Source organism: Bythopirellula polymerisocia, from assembly GCF_007860015.1.
Classification (GTDB): Bacteria; Planctomycetota; Planctomycetia; order Pirellulales; family Lacipirellulaceae; genus Bythopirellula; species Bythopirellula polymerisocia.
This window is the reverse complement of record NZ_SJPS01000004.1, coordinates 194,431-213,467: the sequence shown is the minus strand read 5'-3', so window position 1 is coordinate 213,467 and position 19,037 is coordinate 194,431. Positions and strand designations below refer to the sequence as shown.

Genomic DNA, 19,037 nt, shown 5'->3' with positions numbered 1-19,037 from the left:
TTCCAATCTGAGATAATTTGACTCGATCTATTTTACTGGGCTCGCCAACAGATGCTCCAATGCAGAAATCGTGGTATCGATTTCTTCGCGTGTGGTCGCCCAACCCGGGCTAAGCCGTATCGTACCGCCACCGGCCAGGGTTCCCAATGCACGGTGCATCCTAGGGGCACAATGCAGACCGGCGCGACACTCGATCCCCGCCGCCATTTCCAGCAGTGCGGCTAGCTCTTGTGGATCATAACCAGCGCAGGTGAAGCTGACCACACTGGTCCGAGGTTGATCGCTACGCGGACCGTGAATCGTTATACCTGGGAGAGATTCCAATCCGGCGAGTAGTCGTTCGGATAGCTGGTGATGGTGGAGTTGGATCGCTTCGATCGAATGCTGTTGGAGATATTCGGCGGCGGCCGCCAGCCCTGCCAGAGCTGGGACATTGAGATTACCCGCCTCGAACCTCTCGGGTAATTCGGCCGGCTGACGCTCGTCATCGCTTTCAGTACCCGTGCCGCCTCGGCGGAGCGGTTGAAGTTCGTCAAGCACTCGCTCTCCAAGACAGAGCACGCCGGTTCCAAGCGGCCCCAGCAATCCCTTGTGACCCGAAGCGGCAAGCAAATCAACGTGACATGCATTCCAATCCAACGGGACATGTCCCAGGGACTGGGCTGCGTCCACCAGATAGTATGCCCCGTGTGTGCGGACCCGATTGCCGATTTCAGCGATTGGTTGGATGGCCCCCGTGACATTGGAGGCGTGAATCACTACCACTAGGCGAGTATTGGGACGCAGCTCCTTCAGAATGTCGTCCGGTGAGACATATCCAGCTACATCGCAGGTAACGTAACTCACTTCGACCTGGTGTTCGTCTGCCAGATATATGAGAGGCCTCACCACGGAATTGTGTTCGCACACCGTCGTGACAACATGATCCCCCGGGCGAAGAATGCCGAGAATCGAGGTATTGAGTGCGTCCGTTCCATTAGCAGTGAAGGCCAAATGATTGGGATTCTGAATTCCAACTATTTCGGCGACCTTGCGGCGGGCACTAACTACAAGCCGCTGCGCTTCTTCAGCGGCTCGATAACCACTGCGGCCATAGGGGGCACCAATCTCGCGCTGATAGCTGTCGAGAGCCTCATAGACACACATCGGCTTCGGCCAACTGGTGGCAGCATTGTCAAGATACAAGCGGCGGCGAGCGGTTTGACTTCTATCAGAGTGGTCCACGCTTAACCGCCAATCTGGTACATGGCCCGGGCGGGCTTCACAAAGTCTACCTCCCCCACTCCATGAGCAGGATGCTTGTGAGACACACAATCGCGAACCAGTTCGCGAACCAGTTCGCGAATCTGTTCATCGGTTCCACCACCGCGTAGCAAGGACCTCGCATCCCATTCAGTCGTTGAGAATAAACAGTTTCGGACCTGCCCTTCCGCAGTGATCCGCAAACGATTGCAACTTGAGCAAAAGGGCTGACTCACAGGATTGATAAACCCGATCCTCCCGCGGCCGTCCGCGAAATGATAATCTAGGGCAGGCTGGCTCGGATCGATTCGAGGACTCGGCTCAAGGGAACAAAATGCGGCTTCGAGAATTTGTCGGATCTCTTGAGTGGTAAGTACCTGTTCACGCTCCCACTGATTCTCGGCATCCAGAGGCATGAATTCAATAAACCTCAATTCGAAATCATTACTACGGGCGAATTCCGCCAAAGGAATGATTTCGGCTTCAGTAAGCCCACGGATGGCTATAGCATTGAGTCGAATATCTTCAAAACCCGCTTGCCTAGCCGCAAAAATTCCATCGAGGACACGTTGCAAGCCAGTGCGCCTGGAAATCTTCTGGAAGGTTTCCTCATTTAAGGTGTCGAGACTCACGTTCAAGCGATGAAGACCCGCCGCTTGCAAAGCGGCGGCTTGCTCGGCGAGCAAAATACCGTTGGTGGTGAGTGCCAGGTCATCGACACCTTCGATGGCTGCTAACCGCTCGACCAATCGGGGCAACTTGCTCCGCACCAAGGGCTCTCCTCCTGTGAGTCGGAGCTTCCGAATTCCAACCGTCACACCGATGCGCACAAATCGTTCAATTTCCTCAAACGTGAGCAATTCCTCGCGAGGGCGAAAGTTGACATTCTCAATCGGCATGCAATAGAAGCAGCGGATATTGCAGCGATCGGTTACACTGACTCGCAAGGATGTGTGGACTCGACCCAATCGATCGGTGAGTTGCTCGCCAAGAATAGATAGTTTAGATGTCACGGTTGGCGAGATTCTGCTCATTTGTTTGTTGAGGTGGCCTGCGAGTGTTTCACGTCATGTTCTGGATGTATCCAATCGCTCGACCCGTCGGCCCAGTGTTCTTCTTTCCAGATCGGGACGCTCATTTTGAGAGTGTCGATTAACCATTCACCGGCAGCAAACGCTGCATGACGGTGCGGACTCGCCACAACAATAGCCACGCTCGCCTCGCCCAAAGGCACTTTCCCTAAACGATGAACAATCAGACATTCGTTGAGATGCCATTTTTGGCGGGCCTTTTCTTCCAGGGCAGCCAACTCTTTCTCCGCCATTTCATGGTAGGCGTCGTAACGCAGCTCAGCCGTTTCCCGGCCAGAGGTGTGCTGCCGGGTGACTCCGAGAAAAAGGAGAACCGCCCCCGAAGCAGGCACTTGTGCTTGGCGGACTAGTGCGTCTGAATCAATCGGGAAAGTTGTAAGTTGAATCATTGGATTTGCAGTTAACCACCACTAACTGGTGGGATACAAGCGATCTCACCTGCCAGAGGAACAGGAGTGTCTTCATCCGCATAATGGGTATTGATAGCAAACATTGCCCGGGACAGCAGTGGTGCGAGTTGCGGGTACTCACTCTCCAAGGCAATTCGCAAATCGCGCACTCTAGCTAGCTCTGGTAGTTCTACAACCACTTCGGAAGCTCCTGTAGCATCCCGGGCTGCCGCAAACATTTTCACCTTCACTCTCATGTTACCACCAAATCCCGACCTGGGCTATCAAGGAGTTGTCGTAGCTCGGGCATCAGTCCATACGCCAAAGCAAGAACCTTCACTGGGTGAATCGTTGGTTTCGAGGTGCTTTGTTCCATCTGAATTTTACATGTACTGCACTCGGTAGTCCCTGCGGCAAACAGTCCGTTTCGCATTTCCGTAATGAGAGGCAATCCAGCTCGCAGGCTGTTGCGGTAATTATCTCGCTGAAAACCGTACATCCCCGCAATGCCGCTGCATCCTTTTTCGATCTGTTCGATCTTAAGGCCAGGGATAAGACCTAACAAATTCTGGGTAGGGGAACCAATTCCCAGGGCTTTGATGTGGCAAGGGGTGTGGTAACCAAGCGAAGTGTCCAGCGAATCGAAGTCCAGCAAGAGCTTGCCTCGCTGATGGAGTCGCCAAATATAATGACAGGCTTCATAGGTGTTCTTCGAAACCATTTCGGCATCCTGATCATCCGGCAAGAGTTGCAAATACTCATGCGTCAACGCCAGGACGGCCGAGGGCTCTGTCGCTACGATTGTGTAGCCTTGGCGAATTGCTTCTGCCAGCAATGCAACATTAGCTTCCGCGATTTTTCGAGCAAGCGACACATGGCCCCGGGCTATATAAGGCATGGCCGACTCCTGTTGCCTCGGAGGGATATAGACGGGAACCCCATTGTGTTCGAGTACTGCAACAAATGCCTCGGCCAATTGTGAGTCGCAATAGTTTGCATAGGTGTCGACGAAATAAAGTACCATTTCCACACCAGTTTTCTCTGGCAATTGGATCTTCTGCTGATCGGCACACTGCAGAAAAGGTCGACTGCGGAAACGGGGGAGTTTGCGACTGCGTGAGATGCCCAACAACTTTTCGATCACCCACCGGCAGGCATGATTACCAATCGCCCAATTAGCGACTCGATTATAATTTGATCCATAGAAGCAAAGTCTGTCGATGCGGCTCATAAACCAACCGTGCAACGATTCGCCATTGGTTGCCATATAGGAAGCCTTTGCTTCAACCATGAGCTTGGGAATGTCCACAACGGCTGGGCACTCTAGCCGACACATGTGGCAATGCACACAAAGATCGACAATCTCCTTACAATCACTTTCGAGCAGGGTTTCGGCAGGGAGACTACCCGTCAAAACGCCTCTCACTAAGTTGGCCTTAGCACGTGGGGAAGCTTCTTCCCGGGGAGAATAACGAAATATCGGACACATCCGAGTCTCTTCAGCTAGTGTCCGACACGCCGCACAACCATTACAGGTGCGGGCGGCATGAGCCATTTCTTCTGGTTGCCAGGCCAATTGCAATTCTATCCGAGCCGGTAATGCAGTTTTTTCCTTCGCTTCTTCGGTGGTTGGTGTGAACACGGAATCGAGCAGAGGGTAGCGCACATGACGCAAGTTGCTACTCAGACCGCTGACTTCAGCGGGCACGATTTTACCGGGATTTAAGAGATTATTAGGATCGAAGAGTTGTTTTACTTCCTGGAACGCAGACGCCAACGGTCCGAATTGACGAGCTACAAACGGAGTGCGACTCAGCCCGTCGCCATGCTCGCCACTGATGGTTCCACCCACTCGCCAAACTTCCTCGTAAAGTTGGTCTGCTAGCAGATCCATCTTACCGATGTCCTCGGAATTGGCCAAATCGAGAAAAGGGCGAATATGCAACTGCCCATGGCCGACGTGTCCAAACAATGAAGTCGTCGTTTGTTCCTGTCTGAATAGCTGCTGCGCCCGAGGCAAAAAATCCGGCAAGCTCTCTGGCGGGACGGCGATGTCCTCAATAAAGGGCAAGGGGCGCGTCAATCCTTTCAGGCGGTACAAAGTAGGTGTGTAGTGCCGGGCAAGTTGCCAAAGCAGGTCGTGGTCAAGCTTGTCTGCAGCAATGTAAGCCCCAGATGCTAATCGTAATTTGTCCTTGATGAGTGTTACTGTCTGGGCCAACCGCTCTTGAATCTCGTCATCAGAGTCTGCTTGGAATTCAACCAGCAGCACCGCTTCTGCTTCAAGGGGAATGAGGAATTCATAACGAGGGTCGCTCTCACGAGCAATACTCAAATGGCGTCGATCCATGAGGTCACATGCGCTCGGCCCGAGCGAGGTCATTTCCAACGTAGCATGAGCGGCTTTATCCAGCGAATTGAAAAAGAGCAGGATGCTAAGAACGTGCTCGGGTAGTGGGAGTGTACTGAGTGTTGCTTCTGTAACCAGCCCGAGCGTTCCTTCACTTCCCACGAGCAAATGTGCCAGATTTAGCTGCGAACCACCGAATCCTGGCACGTGCAAGTTATCTAGTTGATAACCGCTACAATTCACGCAACTTTTGGGATGGTATTTGAGGATAGCGTCTTGGTGGTTCTCAAGAATTGCTGAGAGATCGGCGGCTAATTGCTCTTCGTCGGTAGTCGCCTCTTTCAAGGGAATGTTGTGCAGCCCGAGTTCCTTCACATCACCATCAGCCATCACGACCTGCAATGATTTTACGTGCCGACGGGCCGATCCTACCACGGGCCAGTGACTCCCAGAGGCATCAAGCGCAACCATGCTACCGATGGTCGTCACTTGTTTGGTGGCGGGATCAGGTCCAAAGTATCTTCCTCTGCTGGCCAGATGACGATTGAGATCGTCGAGCACGATACCAGCTTCCACACGCACCGTTTCTTCATCAACCATGAGAACTTTGCGAAGGTAGCGTGAAAAGTCTACCACTAAACCCCGCCCTAGTGCTCCTCCAGCAAGTCCCGAACCACTTCCGCGCGCATGCAGGGGAATCTCGTTAGCCGCCGCATACTTAACGGTCGCAACAACATCTTCCACGTTCCTCGGTCGAACAACACCGAGCGGTGAGATTTCATAGATGCTTGCGTCGCTGGCGTAGAGCTGGACATATAGGTCATCGCAATAGACATCCCCCGCGATTTGACCACGCAGATCTTCTTGAATCCGCTGTCTTTCGACTTCCATGATGCGTGGTACCTATTTTGAATGGCGGGCGTTCATGCGCGAGGGGCCGTTTGCTCACGATTTGCTTCGAGACGTGCACTGAGCTGACGATAGCGTTCATGCGTTTCCAAGTCAAAAACTCCATGAGCATCCATCTCTGCCACACCTCGATACTGGGCCTGACAGCGGTAGCACATCAGGGCGTCCCCGACGAACGAATAGAGAAGCACGTCTACGAGCGCCGTGGCAAACAATATGCCGTAAGTCCAGGCCAAGTTGGCGTGGTACCAAGCAATCGAACTCCCCACGATGCCGATGGCTACAATTAGAATACCTAATCGCTGGGGGAAATCCTTGCGGACAAAAAGATCCGTGCTGGGACAAACCAGACAACGCTTCACAATATTTCCCGCTACTGCATCCTCTGGGACAGCAAGTCGCTGGTGACAATGGGGGCAGTCTAGTTCGCGAGTGGCGGCTTCGAAGCTAGTTCGTGCCGGGGCATGGCAAATTGGGCAAGCATAAGTAATATTCACGGTAGCCTCTTCCAAGTGTGATCGCTAAGCCGCAGTTGTCGGCCTCGATCATGATATCGGTATTATAGAGGAAATAGCGACTCGGCAGACAGTAGCAAGGCCATGGTTTCACCGACAAACGTGCCGATCACCGCGACATAAAGAATTCCGGTCGCGCTCTGGGTGTTGGGGATTTTCAGCGTCTCCCACGCCATCCAGGCCAGCGCGGCGACGCCCACTAGCCCAAACGACCACCGAAGCAAGAGAAACAACCACCACTGCGTTGTGATTTCTTGTGCGTACTCCAATTCGCCCCAGAGTCCGAGTGCAGAGACGATCATCTGGAACACGACAGCCGCGCCCATGGCCAGGATTAGCCGCCGCAGAGGGGCAAGTTCCATCGTCGGTGTGTTGAGATACCAATGGCCCAACAACATCGCGGCCATGGTCATGCCGAGGAGCAAGCCGGAACTTACAATTGATATTTCTGTCAATAGGCCTGACGTCAAACCCATCCAACTCGCTTGTACTTGCAAAACATTTGCCTGTTCAGACGTTAATACTTGATCGTTCTCAACTACGGGAAAATAGTTGCTCCAATGGCCCGTATTAGATTCTACTTGATCATTTAGTTGGCCGTTCAAACCAATAAGTGAAACAGAAATCACTATCAGCAAAAATGCCTTTCCGGCAACTGACATCTCATAAAGCCAGCAAACAGAGCCCACGTAGCTCAGTAACGCCGCAAATGATGCATACCAGAAGACTTCCGGGGCAACCGAATAGCTCACCATTGCCGCGAGTGTTGACAGTCCCAGCGTCACATACATGTGATTGCGGAAGTAGCCACTCGTGACTTGCTTCGACGAGGTGATCGCCATCCCTGCCGCCAATCCAAAGGATAGTCGCAGCAGGAATTGAATGAGCAATTGCATAGTAAGATTCAGAGAAGGTCGGCCAAGCTAACGTCGATCACCGTAGATGAGGGTCATGACTTCTGATCGGCTAGAAAGATTTGTACGGAACAAGCCCTTCATTGCAGAGGTGACGCACATGCTCTCCGGCTTGCGGATGCCACGGATAGACATGCAGGAGTGAGACGCCTCAATCACCACGGCAACCCCTTTTACTTCAAGTTCTTGAATCAAGAGATCGGCGATCTGTTCAGTCATGCGCTCTTGTACCTGGGGGCGGTGAGAAACTTCCTCGACCACTCGGGCTAATTTGCTTAGCCCGACCACTTTGCCATTAGGCACATAGCCGATATGCGCCTTTCCGATAAAAGGAAGCATGTGATGCTCGCACATGCTGTTGAAGGCGATATCTTTCACGAGAACCATTTCGTCGTACTTCTCTGTGAAAAACTTTTGCAAGTGAACTTTTGGATCAGTGTGCAAACCGCTGAAAAGCTCAGCATACATCCGAGCTACTCGCGCAGGTGTTTCTCGCAATCCTTCACGATCAGGGTCTTCGCCGACAGCAGAGAGTATTTCTCTCACTGCACGTTCGATGCGTGGCAAGTCCACCGGGGTCGACTCACAGGGCATGGCTTCGTCAGTCGCGCAGCTAGAGACAGAGGTACTCATGTTCGATCTACCTAGAGAATTCTAACCGAAGGGGGCCAAACCATCGATGTTACGTCCCCTCAGGGGGCATAGTCAACCGACAGAATTCTAGTGCGATGGTTTCAATTGGCGCTAAATGGAGGGAGCGTATTGAAAAATCGACGATTGCGCCCGGACTTACCAAGTCCTTTTGCATCGAGTGCCGAGAGCAACATGGTAGCTCGCTTGTCGATGTCGCATTCACCGAGTAAGTCGCGTTTTTGCTGAAACTCCATAGGCAGGGCGAAACTGACCAAATCCGTGAGTACTCCTAAGGGAATCTCAGTTGCCAAGATCTCCTTCAGCGCACCATCCATTGATTTGCCCTGAGGGAGAAACTCTTGGAATTGCCGAGTGAGCATTGCCTGAAGATCGGAACGCTTTTCATCGTTGCTGGTCTTGCAGAAATCGTCGAGTAAAGTAACTTCTGCTTGCCGGAAAGTACGGGGCGAGGGCAACTCGCGTTCAATCCGAATCCTCCGCATACCCAGAAGCAAGATATTGTATTCGCCGTTGTCGGTCCTTTGGTGAGTAACGACTCTGCCTAAGCAAGCGTGCGACAAGAGTGTCGGATTGCCTTCGTAGTCCGATTCCCAACCAGGTGCAAGCATGCACATGGCGATCAAACCGTCGCTGTCGAGAGCGTCATTGAGGAGGTCTCGATAACGGGGCTCAAAAATGTGCAGGGGCTGCATCACATGAGGAAACATGATCAAGTCGGGGAGCGGAAACAAACGAGCCGTCCCTTTGAAGCGTGTCTCGTCGAATATCAAATCTTCTGCGTTCCAGGGAACCATAGTTTTCACACTACTTTCATTAAATTCTACTCGGGAACAATTCCACGAGGATGGTTGTCAGGCATCAGCCGCAGCGGGCTGCAAATGAATTTCAGGTATCAAATCGGGTATTATCTCAATTTGCGGATATTCTTCTTCGCTGTCCAGTATTTCTGCAAAACACTCGCCATATTGTTTGCGAAAATTCTCGAGATCAAGCCCCTGATAAATCGCTGGGTAATCAGCAAGGTAATTGAGGCTCGTGAGGTAAACCTTTCGCGCCCCTCGGATATTTCCATTTCCAAAATGATGCAGAGCGACCGCCGCCTGGATTAAACCCTGATAGAATCTACGGGCAGGACCACGATACTCAGTCCACAATTCCTCCCAGGTTTCGTGAGCCTCAAAGAAATCGCATACGTTGAAATGCTCGATCCCGGCCAGATAGAGCGGATCGTAAATATCTTGCTCACCGGCACTATCACTGGTCATGGGGTCCTCAAAGGGTGGGATTCGTTGGGCGGGCGTTAACTAAGGGATTATAGGCGAGATTGATCGTGGGGGCCAACCGGAATCAATATTATTGTATGAGCACAATCTGTTTGGCAAACTCGCCTTATTCCAATCACTTGACAGTTCGAGCGGTGAGCGGAAAATAGACCGGCAAGAACAGAAACCTTTGCGGTAATTAATCTCGTCGAGGTCCAAGCTTGGATCCGTTCTGCCGGTTTTTATCGCATATTTGCTTCCATAGCGTCGAACTCCAAAAGCGCTGACCGCCATGCCACCAAAACGAGTTTCCACGGCTACTCGGCAGTCCAAGAACACGAAAAAGCTTGCTCCTGCTGGCCAACTAAAGCGTCACGCGGCTAAAATCTTGCGGCAGTTGAACGCAGATTTTCCAGATGCCAATTGTGCGCTGGTGCATAAGACACCCTTTCAACTGCTGGTGGCAACTATTCTCTCAGCCCAATGTACCGACGAGCGAGTCAACCTGGTCTGTAAGGACCTGTTTCGCAAGTACAAGAAACCAGCCGACTTTGCCTCCGCTCCCCTTGGAGAACTGGAGACGGCCATCAAAAGCACTGGTTTCTTCCGCAACAAAGCGAAGAATATTAAGGCTTGCAGTGTTGAACTTGTGGAAAAATTTAAAGGGCAAGTACCGCAGGATCTGGATGCCCTTGTCGGTCTCGCGGGAGTCGGGCGTAAGACGGCTAACGTAGTGCTCGGAACTGCCTTTGGTATACCTTCAGGCATCGTCGTCGACACTCACGTAGGCCGCCTCAGCCAGCGGATGGGGCTTACCAAGAACAAGGATGCCGTGAAAGTCGAACAGGACCTGATGCAACTCATCCCCAAAGACGAGTGGATCGGTTTCTCACATCGCATGATCCTTCATGGTAGGCAAGTTTGTTCGGCGCGAAAACCTGACTGTGAACACTGCTCATTGGAAACGGTTTGCCCCAAAATCGGAGTGAGTACCTAAGAACCCAGAGATGCGCTGCATCGCGGCTAATCAACCTACATTTAACAACAAACCACTGACTAATCGCCATGATTCTTTCAGGTCAAGAAATCCTCAGCCGCATGGGCGGGGACATCGACATCGATCCTTTTGATCCGACGAAGATCAATCCCAATAGCTACAACCTCACGCTACATGATGAGTTGATGGTCTATGAGGAAGTGGTACTCGACATGGCAAAGGCCAATCGGGTCCGCCGCATTGAGATTCCCAAGGAAGGGATCGTCCTGAGCCCCAACCAGCTTTACTTGGGCCGCACTGTGGAGCGCACGCACACTCGTAATCTCGTGCCGCAGATCGAAGGGCGTTCGTCCGTTGGCCGACTCGGACTATTCGTGCATGTGACCGCCGGTTTTGGCGACGTTGGTTTCGAGGGCTTCTGGACGCTGGAGATGTTCGCCGTTCAGCCTGTGCGAATTTATGCAGGTACCGAGATATGTCAGATTATCTACCACGAACTTACTGGCTCCGTGGAAGAGTACTGCTCAAAATACCAACACAATCACGACATCCAACCGAGCTTGCTCTTTGAAGAGCTCGACCCCGAGCGAGAAAACGACCCGCAATTGCCGCTGAATTTCGGTTTGGAGCGATCGCATGGGTGAGACTAAATAGAAATCATCCAATCACAAATCTACCAATTCGAATTACTCTCCCACCCGCAGTTTCATCTCATCAGAATTTGCCTTCAACTCGGGGGCGTACATCGCCGATGCCTTGGCAGGCAGGGCACTGAATCGGCCTGGGATTTCGGCGCGGAGTCGGTAGGAGAGACTGTGGCGACCTCGGGCTAATCGCTGTAGGAACAAAGTAACTCGTTCGTCGCGGAGTTCCACGTAGGCTCCCAGTTCATTGCCGTTATAGCCACTGCGGACCTCGACGGGTTCAAGTCCTGCCGCCTTCATGTCTTCGAGCAAGATGTACTCGTAGTCGTTCTTGCTCTCGACTGTGAGTTCTACTTCCACGAGGTCACCGCTGGTGACCTCGGCAAAGTTTACCAACGGAGTACGGTCATATTTTCCCACAGCCTGCTCGACGACTTGTCCACGACCACCAGCGACCGATCTCTTGTTATCGGCGGGTGTGAGCTTAAAGTACTTGCGATTGACCTTGATCTCCAATCCTGCGGCCTTGATATCATCCTCCAAGGTAAAGTTCGTGAGGTAGCCGTTGTAATAAATCGGTGAATCTCCCTTTTTGCGGAGTTCAACTGTGTGTCTGCCTTCAGCAAGTTCTTCGCCTGTTAGCACGAGCTTGTTATCGAAAGAGAACAGGTTTTCTTTGGTGATAGTGACCGACTTGCGCTCTTGTCCGTCGATCCAGAGAGTGAGCGTGACGTCAGGCTCCTTTTCGCCTGTGGCCTGCAAGTAGTCGGCAAAGGCCTCTACAACCAGTGCCGTGTCGCGGGTGCTGTTCCAGTACGTGGCGTGCTTGCGGTTGTTTAAGAGATACTTGACCAACCGTGGGGCGATCTTGCTGTCCGGCTCGGTCGCGGCGAGCAGTTTCAAATAGTAGGCGTGAGCCTCGTACTCGCTGCCGTACCAATACCACCAACTACCGCCTGGAAGCTCCAACCATGCGGTTTGATTCTCATCGTCCTCACGTAGATACTGACTGATATTACGCATGACCATGGCGAGTTTTTCTGTTTCGCCCTGCTTGTGCAAGGCAACGCCAAGAGTCGCCAGGCTGTAGACGGCGAGCTTGGTGCGGTCACGGTACAGGAGGTCACGCATTCTGGTCGTGGCTTCGGTTGACTCTGGTGAAGTGACTCCTTGCTCAGCAAGCACCATGAACACCAAAGCATCGAGATTGTCGGCGTGGGGCTTCGAGCGATTCTTGCCACGTTGCTTGACAGGTAACTTCTGCTCAAGCTCGTAGTTTTCGATCAGCCGAATTTGCTCGGCCTGATAGTTTGCAAGCCAAGCGATGCCTCGGTCCAATGCCCCGGGAACGAGGGCAACCTCATTTTGCGAGGCAATCTGCAAGCCACGAACGATTACGGCCGTGTTGTGAGGAGTACTCTGTTCGCCGAACCCGCTGAACCAACCCCAGCCACCATCGCCCAGTTGCATCTCCGTGAGCCGATTCACATTCGCCTTGACGATCTTACTCAGCTCAGCATCGTCAAATACCGGATTGCGGTCAAATCGTTTCCAGCCCGATGCACGATCTCGATCGTCACCTATTTCCTGCGAATTGAGATTCGTGCGTTTTGCCTGGATCGCTGCCAGATCAATGTTCATCCTCCGTAAAGTCTGTTGTGTGATGACCGCCGGGAGGAATCGATTGAGGGTCTGCTCGGTGCACCCGTAGGGATAGTCGATCAAGTAGGGCAAGGCATCGATCATCGCACCGGCAAGCGTCGGCGTGTAGCGGATTTCGAGCCGAGTCTCTTCAGCCCGCCGCTCGCTGGGGACAGTGACTGTAAATTCACCGGACTCTTCTTGCGGACGAATCACCCCCGTGTAAGCCTCGGTCTTGAGCATCCCATGCACGAGTACAGGGAAACTCATCTGCATCGCGTCCGATTCTTCGTCGGTGCGGGCCGACATGCGAATCGTAGCCTCACCTTCTCGAACAACCTTCACGCGCCAGTCGACGCGCTGTTCGCCCTCAGCGGGGATGGAGACAGTTTGCACCATGTCATCCGGACCACTGATCACATTACCGTCCAACTCCAGAGAGACGCGAACCTTTTTTTCCGTGGCGAGATAGTTATGCACGTTAGCAGAAAGTACGACCTCGTCAGTTTCGACAAAGAACCGGGGTGACTGCAGACGGACGATCAAGTTTTTGCGCGTGACGACATCTGCGGATCCTTCTCCCACTTGAGTGCCATGGCCCATTCCCCAGGCATGGATTTTCCAGGCGGTGAGATTCTCTGGCATGGGAAAATCGACCTGGGCGATTCCTTCAGCGTTGGTCTCCAGCGTGGCCATCCAGAAAGCTGTGTCTGCGAAGTTTTGGCGGACAGTGGGTTCGACCAGATTTGGGGTATCGGTTGATTCTCTTTTGGCAGCCAAATTCTCATTACCACCTACTGCTCCATCATCATCCGCCATGGCAGCGGCCATCGGCATTGCCTCTCCGGCCTCAAAACCCAGCATCATGGGGAGGCGACGTACAGATCCACTTAGTTCTCTCTGCTTAAGTTGTTGGTCGATTTCGTCGACAACGTTCTCACCAAAAATACCGAGATTCCCCATTGTCGGTTGATCAGGTTTCACCAGAACAGGACTGTAACCTTGTAGATTAGTATCTCCCTGCGAATTGTGATTCCGACGCCACTTCCAAAAAAAGGCACGAATGTCGGCCACGTTTGAGCCGCCGGCGATGTAATCGAGAGCCTTGTCGTAGACTGCCAAGGCCAGTGAGCCGACAAATGGCATCCCTTCGACGTCGGTCAACTTGAGCGTAAGCTTGGCCTCTTGTCCCGGAAGGTAGACGGGAGACGACGGCACGACTTCCAGGTTGAGGACTCGCTTGACAGGAGGGACAAACATTTCCTGCACCAGAGAATGGACCCGACCACTGTGCACCGTCACGGCTTCGACAAAGAAATTGGGTGTGTCCTTGGCCACAACATCAACTTCCACGAGGGTACTCTTGCCGGTGAGCTGGACCAACTGCGGTGGCTGATAGATTCCGTTGGCGGGGCGAAGAAACAACAAGACTGCCGAGCCGACTTGGTTGGTATTTATTTGCAGGGCTGCCTTGTCACCGGGCTGATAGTTGCGGCGGTCGGGAACGATTTCAAGGTCATTGAACTCGAATTCAGCACCATTAAAGTCGGGGCCTGCGATCGTGAAGATGCGACCCCCTTCTTCCGTTTGATTTTTCTCATCAGTCAATTCATAAGAGAGGCGATATTGGCCTGGAGCTGAGGCCTTGATTGGCATCGACGCCTGGCCTGTCTCTCCAAGATTCAATTCCCAACGCCCCACCTCGGTCTCGACCGGTTTGCCATCTTCATAGACGATTTTCAGTAGACGTAATTTGCCAGTCCCTGAGACCAGTTTGCCAGCGAGTGTCCGAGCTGCCGTGCCGACGGTAATTGTGTCACCTGTGCGATAATGCCCACGATCGGTCCACAGTGTTACCTGGAAAGGCTGCTGAGAAACCAGGACGCTGCCGCTGCCGACAATAGTGCGGCGAGACTGGTCGACGACCTCAGCCTGGATTTGATAGCTATGGTCTTCATCGGGGTGAAGCTCTTTCGCCAATGAAGTATCGATCTCAACCTCGACCGTTCCGTCGAGGCCGATTTCCACATCGCGTTCGATGACAACCTCGGGAGGCGTGGGTGCCTGCCAAATCCACCACGGGGACGGAGGCAAACAGCCCCAGCGTCGCCAGCCAGGATACCAACTGTAATCTTCGCCAAACCAACCGTATCCAGTACCGTAGAGCCAATCCCAAGGAGAGGGTGGATACCAGCGTTCCGTATGGCTGGTGCGAAGTACCTTGTAATGCACGCGGGCAGTGGTGACGGGGGAACCGAAGTAATAGCGGGCCGATATTTTGGCAGTGATTTTTTCTCCCAGCACAACCGGCTCATCAGGGGCATCGACCGTGACCTCGAACTCAGGCTTCTTGTATTCCTCGACACGGAACGTTCCGCCGCCGTGATTAACTACATTAATTTGGTATTGCCCCAAAGTAGCACCAGCGGGAACCTGCCAAGTGCCCGACAACCCCCCATATAGGTCGGAGATCATTTGCGTGCTATAGACGCGCTCGTTGCGCGGATCGCGGATTTCAATTTGAAACGACTTGGCCGCGAATCGCGATTCGTTAGGCATGTCATATTGGGCCTGGGCGACCCAGAACTTGAATTGCACCTCCTGCTCCGGTCGATAAACAGGCCGATCGGTGATCGAAAACACCTTAACTTGTTGATATTCCTGGTCGTAATAGTCACCGGTCCAGATATTGCGAAAACCCATGTAAGCGAAACGGCCTTCTGATGTGGTTGCAGTCGTGAGCCATTGATAGCGGCGATTGGTTTCGTCGGAAGCAATAGTCACTATTCCATCGGCATTGGTATTCTCAGCGAAGCTTTTCGTTTCGATTTGATAGCGATTTCCATTCACATGCTGCTGCGCGAAGCCGAAGAATTCTAGATTGCACTTGGCAACAGGGCGGCCAGTTGTCGCGTCGGCTACGTAGTACAGCGATTTGCCCTGGACGGGTTTTTTGATGATCGCCGTGTCATTGAGCCAGAGCACGATGCTGGTTGTATTGCCGTCGGCCATCTTGGAGGTAAGCAGATAGGCCCCTGGCTCCTGCAAGGGAGTCGTCACGGTGATGCGGCGATCAACATGATTCTCCCGTGGGGAGAGGTCCAAACTCCAACGAGCGACTTCTTCGCCGAGATACTTTTGCTGCTTGCTCGTCACCAGCTGGTAGCCGATGTTCTCGATATTGAGCTGCTCATGATCCAGTTTATCAGGGTTGCTTTTGAGGTAGGCCTTCACATCGTTAAGCAATTTGCGGACTTCAATCCGCTGGGCTACGAATTCGACACGTTTGCCGTTGCGAAACCGAAAATCGACAGTAGCACCCACTCCGGCAGGTTGCGAAGAGACCGGCTCGAAGCGACCCCAATTGCCAGTTATTTGCGAGACTCGGTCAAGGGCAGCTTGTCGACTGGGGATCGGTCGGTCTGCGATTCGCTGCCAATATTCTAATGCCCGAGGATACTGTCGCCGGTTCTCGAAAATATTCGCCAAAGAAGTGATAGCCTGCGTCCAAGCGTCGAGGCCCGGACCGTTTTCGGCACTGGTATTTTCTTCAGTGACCTGCTCATAGAGCTTGATGAAGTTGTGCTCGTCGGGGAGTGAAAAGCGTTTGATGCCCGTTGCTAAGCGCGCGATTATTTCATTTTCGCTGAGTGTATGCAGGGCGAAGGTACCCGTGTCCTTTTTACCTTCTCCCGCTTCTGGTGATCTGCCAAACCACCAATTGTATTCGGCCATGGTCTGTGAGCCGAATTGAGACTGTAAGAACTGGGCACGGGTGAGAAGTTCGTAGGTAAGTCTCTCGGGTTGCCAAGTGACTGTCTGGCTCAGAATCCAACGCCATCGCTCACCATCGTTCACTGCTGCCTCCCAGGTAGCAGGAACTTCATAGAACACAGGATCTCCCCCCTCTGTTACGGGGGCGCCTGAAGTTCCAAAGGATCGATGTTGCCAGCCATCTTCATAGTCGGGAAGTTGGGAAAGATCGGTCAGCTCTTGCAGCCGCCATGATTGTCCACTTGAACTTGGTTGCAGGAGAGAGGCAGCGAATCTTTGCAGGAATGCAAATGCTTGCGGGGTTTTCTTCTGTTCACCTGTTTGAGAGAGTATCTCGAATGCTTGGCGATTGAGCTGAAGCGATCGGACACGATCACGGTCAATCGAATTAACGACTCTGCCCTGCCCACCACGTTGCGGTCCGCGTATGTATTCGCCTGCCGTCATCACGCCGTAGTGCCCTAAGGAATCGAAGCCCTCCGCGACCGCGGCTAGTACTTGCCAATCTTCCGCATGGATCGTCGCAACAGATTCCAGTAGAGCATCGACTTCACTGTGGCGATTGAGCCGTCGATGGCACTCCAGCGAGCGTTGGAGGCTTGTAACAAGTTGAGCAGAATCGGCCGTCGATTTCTTCAACAGACGTTGATAGTTATCAAGAGCATCCTGGTAATTCCCTTCGTCGTAGAGCTTGTTTGCTTCCTGGAGCATGAGAGATCCGTCTTTACCAGGTAGAAGGAAGAATAATGAGAAAATAACGGATATCCAGAATTTCATCGTGATCACACCATCTGTTGTGCTAGTTCGCCAGTAACAAGCTGATCAGGGCCTTTTCAATAAGCCTGTGTTCTACGGCAGAAGTGCTATTGAGGTCCAGCCGTATGCGAGTTTCCATACTCTCCACTATCTGACTGAATTGGGCTGGAAAAAGTTCCCTGATATCTAACCCGGGCTATTTCAAGGCGGTGCATGTTGCTTTTTATCAACACCTTTGTGCTTCTTCCCAAGATTCTTCAACCAGAGGCCGGACTGGAACGTAAACTTGCGAAACGTCGCTCGGCACTGGCTGCCAGCATCGGCTTTTCAACCCTTCTCCCAAGGAATTCATACCGTGGTTTCCTCCGGCAACTACCATGTGCGCATGCACCGGTCGGTGATCAGTATCGCCTATCGCCTGCTCGATGCGCTCGGCATCGTTTGCGGCGCGACTTTGGCTGCTCAGTTTACACAACTAGCTTCGCCACAAGAACTGGCAGTCATCGCCGCCACAACACTGCTGATCCATCTGATCGCCTCGGAAGTCAGCGGTTTGTATCGTAGTTGGCGCGGTTCGCGGCTGGCTCTTGAACTGTATTGCCTGATGTTGAACTGGATGTACACGGCCCCACTTGTGTTGGGTGCTGGCTTATTGACCCAGCTCAATGCGCGATTTAGTTATGAATCCAAGATTATCTGGCTGCTGCTAACCCCATTGGCAATGGGAAGTAGCCGTATTGTATTTCGGCTGGTACTCAAGAGTTTGCGTAAGCGTGGTTTCAATACACGCCGATTTGCCATCTGTGGACTTAACCCACTAGGTTTGGAATTGGCCGGCAACATTCAGTCCTCACAAGAATTGGGATTGGAGTTTGCTGGTTTCTTTGACGATCGACCTTCAAATCGAATCAAAGAATCCATGGGCCGCGAGTTGCCCAGTGCCGGCACATTGACTCGACTGGCCGAGATGGCTCGCCGGGGCGAGGTGGATATGATCTTTATCACGTTCCCCATGCGTGCGGAGAAACGTATTCGCGATTACTTGAGCAAGTTGAGTGACACCACGGCTTCGGTCTACATTGTTCCCGACTTCTTTGTATTCCAAATGTTGCATGCTCGCTGGAATCAAATCAATGGCCTACCGGTGGTGAGCGTCTTTGAGACGCCAATCACGGGAATCGACGGCGTGTTGAAACGGGGTTTTGATCTATTGGTTTCGACAGCACTCTTGGTGATTTTGGCTGTGCCACTGGCGATACTTGCTTTGCTCGTAAAATGGTCGTCTCCAGGGCCGGTGTTTTTTCGGCAGAAAAGATACGGCCTCATGGGCGAAGAAATCCGCGTTTGGAAGTTCCGTTCCATGCGCGTTTGTCAGGACAATGACGATGTCTCGCAAGCCACTAAGGATGACGATCGCGTCACTCCACTAGGCCGACTGATGCGGAAGACTTCACTAGATGAGTTGCCGCAATTGTTCAATGTAATCGGTGGCAGTATGTCGCTTGTCGGCCCTCGACCCCATGCCACGGCCCACAACGAGCAGTATCGAATGTTGATCGACGGTTACATGCTCCGGCACAAAGTGAAACCCGGGATGACAGGACTGGCCCAAGTGCATGGCTGGCGTGGGGAGACCGAAACACTAGAAAAAATGGAACGCCGCATCGAATTCGACCACCGCTACATCCGGGAGTGGACCCTATGGATGGACTTAAAAATCCTTGTGCAAACCGCGCTGGTCGTGTTCAAGCAAGAGAATGCATACTGAGTGGTCGGCGGCTGGTACTTCCAGAGAGCAGACCGTACCAAGAAGTTTGCATTGGACCCGAGGCGTCCTATGAAGCTGCACTTCACTTCTACGTGGCTTCGCTTCGCGGTTAATGGAGAGTGCCCTGGCCA

14 protein-coding genes are annotated in these 19,037 nt (G+C 52.7%); 3 read left to right on the top strand and 11 right to left on the bottom strand.

Annotated elements, in window-relative coordinates:
• Window positions 1-27 precede the first annotated feature (27 nt).
• The 10 genes from Pla144_RS13710 to Pla144_RS13665 form a co-directional block, all read right to left on the bottom strand.
• Entirely contained in the window at window positions 28-1,224 is a 1,197-nt protein-coding gene (locus Pla144_RS13710; RefSeq protein ID WP_197530676.1) for an aminotransferase class V-fold PLP-dependent enzyme, read from the bottom strand.
• Between the two features lie 2 nt (window positions 1,225-1,226).
• Window positions 1,227-2,255 (bottom strand): GTP 3',8-cyclase MoaA, encoded by a 1,029-nt coding sequence (gene moaA, locus Pla144_RS13705; RefSeq protein ID WP_231936359.1) that lies wholly within the window; start codon window positions 2,253-2,255, stop codon window positions 1,227-1,229.
• Between the two features lie 17 nt (window positions 2,256-2,272).
• Window positions 2,273-2,722, bottom strand: a complete 450-nt coding sequence (locus Pla144_RS13700) for a molybdenum cofactor biosynthesis protein MoaE (protein ID WP_146451256.1) — start codon at window positions 2,720-2,722, stop codon at window positions 2,273-2,275.
• 11 nt (window positions 2,723-2,733) lie between these two features.
• Window positions 2,734-2,961 carry a MoaD/ThiS family protein gene (locus Pla144_RS13695; RefSeq protein WP_231936392.1) on the bottom strand — a complete coding sequence of 76 codons (228 nt, stop codon included), beginning with the start codon at window positions 2,959-2,961 and terminating at the stop codon, window positions 2,734-2,736.
• Window positions 2,962-2,975: 14 nt separating this feature from the next.
• Window positions 2,976-5,963, bottom strand: coding sequence for an anaerobic glycerol-3-phosphate dehydrogenase subunit C (locus Pla144_RS13690; protein WP_146451254.1), 2,988 nt, complete (start codon window positions 5,961-5,963; stop codon window positions 2,976-2,978).
• Between the two features lie 32 nt (window positions 5,964-5,995).
• Window positions 5,996-6,478 carry a hypothetical protein gene (locus Pla144_RS13685; RefSeq protein ID WP_146451253.1) on the bottom strand — a complete coding sequence of 161 codons (483 nt, stop codon included), beginning with the start codon at window positions 6,476-6,478 and terminating at the stop codon, window positions 5,996-5,998.
• Between the two features lie 62 nt (window positions 6,479-6,540).
• Window positions 6,541-7,392, bottom strand: a complete 852-nt coding sequence (locus Pla144_RS13680; RefSeq protein ID WP_146451252.1) for a hypothetical protein — start codon at window positions 7,390-7,392, stop codon at window positions 6,541-6,543.
• A 27-nt stretch (window positions 7,393-7,419) separates the two neighbouring features.
• Window positions 7,420-8,043, bottom strand: a complete 624-nt coding sequence (gene folE, locus Pla144_RS13675) for a GTP cyclohydrolase I FolE (protein ID WP_146451251.1) — start codon at window positions 8,041-8,043, stop codon at window positions 7,420-7,422.
• A gap of 101 nt (window positions 8,044-8,144) precedes the next feature.
• On the bottom strand, window positions 8,145-8,858 hold the full coding sequence (locus Pla144_RS13670; RefSeq protein ID WP_231936390.1) for an LON peptidase substrate-binding domain-containing protein: 714 nt from the start codon (window positions 8,856-8,858) through the stop codon (window positions 8,145-8,147).
• Between the two features lie 57 nt (window positions 8,859-8,915).
• The gene (locus tag Pla144_RS13665; RefSeq protein ID WP_146451249.1) at window positions 8,916-9,329 is read right to left on the bottom strand and encodes a DUF309 domain-containing protein; all 414 of its coding nucleotides are present in this window, start codon (window positions 9,327-9,329) and stop codon (window positions 8,916-8,918) included.
• A gap of 289 nt (window positions 9,330-9,618) precedes the next feature.
• On the opposite strand from Pla144_RS13665, the gene nth reads away from it, so the two are divergent.
• Both nth and dcd read left to right on the top strand, forming a co-directional pair.
• Window positions 9,619-10,323 (top strand): endonuclease III, encoded by a 705-nt coding sequence (nth, locus tag Pla144_RS13660; RefSeq protein WP_146451248.1) that lies wholly within the window; start codon window positions 9,619-9,621, stop codon window positions 10,321-10,323.
• 68 nt (window positions 10,324-10,391) lie between these two features.
• Window positions 10,392-10,967, top strand: a complete 576-nt coding sequence (gene dcd / locus Pla144_RS13655) for a dCTP deaminase (RefSeq protein ID WP_146451247.1) — start codon at window positions 10,392-10,394, stop codon at window positions 10,965-10,967.
• A gap of 42 nt (window positions 10,968-11,009) precedes the next feature.
• Here dcd and Pla144_RS13650 read toward each other — a convergent pair whose 3' ends face one another.
• On the bottom strand, window positions 11,010-17,159 hold the full coding sequence (locus Pla144_RS13650) for an alpha-2-macroglobulin family protein (RefSeq protein WP_231936358.1): 6,150 nt from the start codon (window positions 17,157-17,159) through the stop codon (window positions 11,010-11,012).
• 265 nt (window positions 17,160-17,424) lie between these two features.
• Between Pla144_RS13650 and Pla144_RS13645 the strand changes: the two genes are divergently transcribed.
• Window positions 17,425-18,906 (top strand): undecaprenyl-phosphate glucose phosphotransferase, encoded by a 1,482-nt coding sequence (locus Pla144_RS13645; protein WP_231936357.1) that lies wholly within the window; start codon window positions 17,425-17,427, stop codon window positions 18,904-18,906.
• Window positions 18,907-19,037 lie beyond the last annotated feature (131 nt).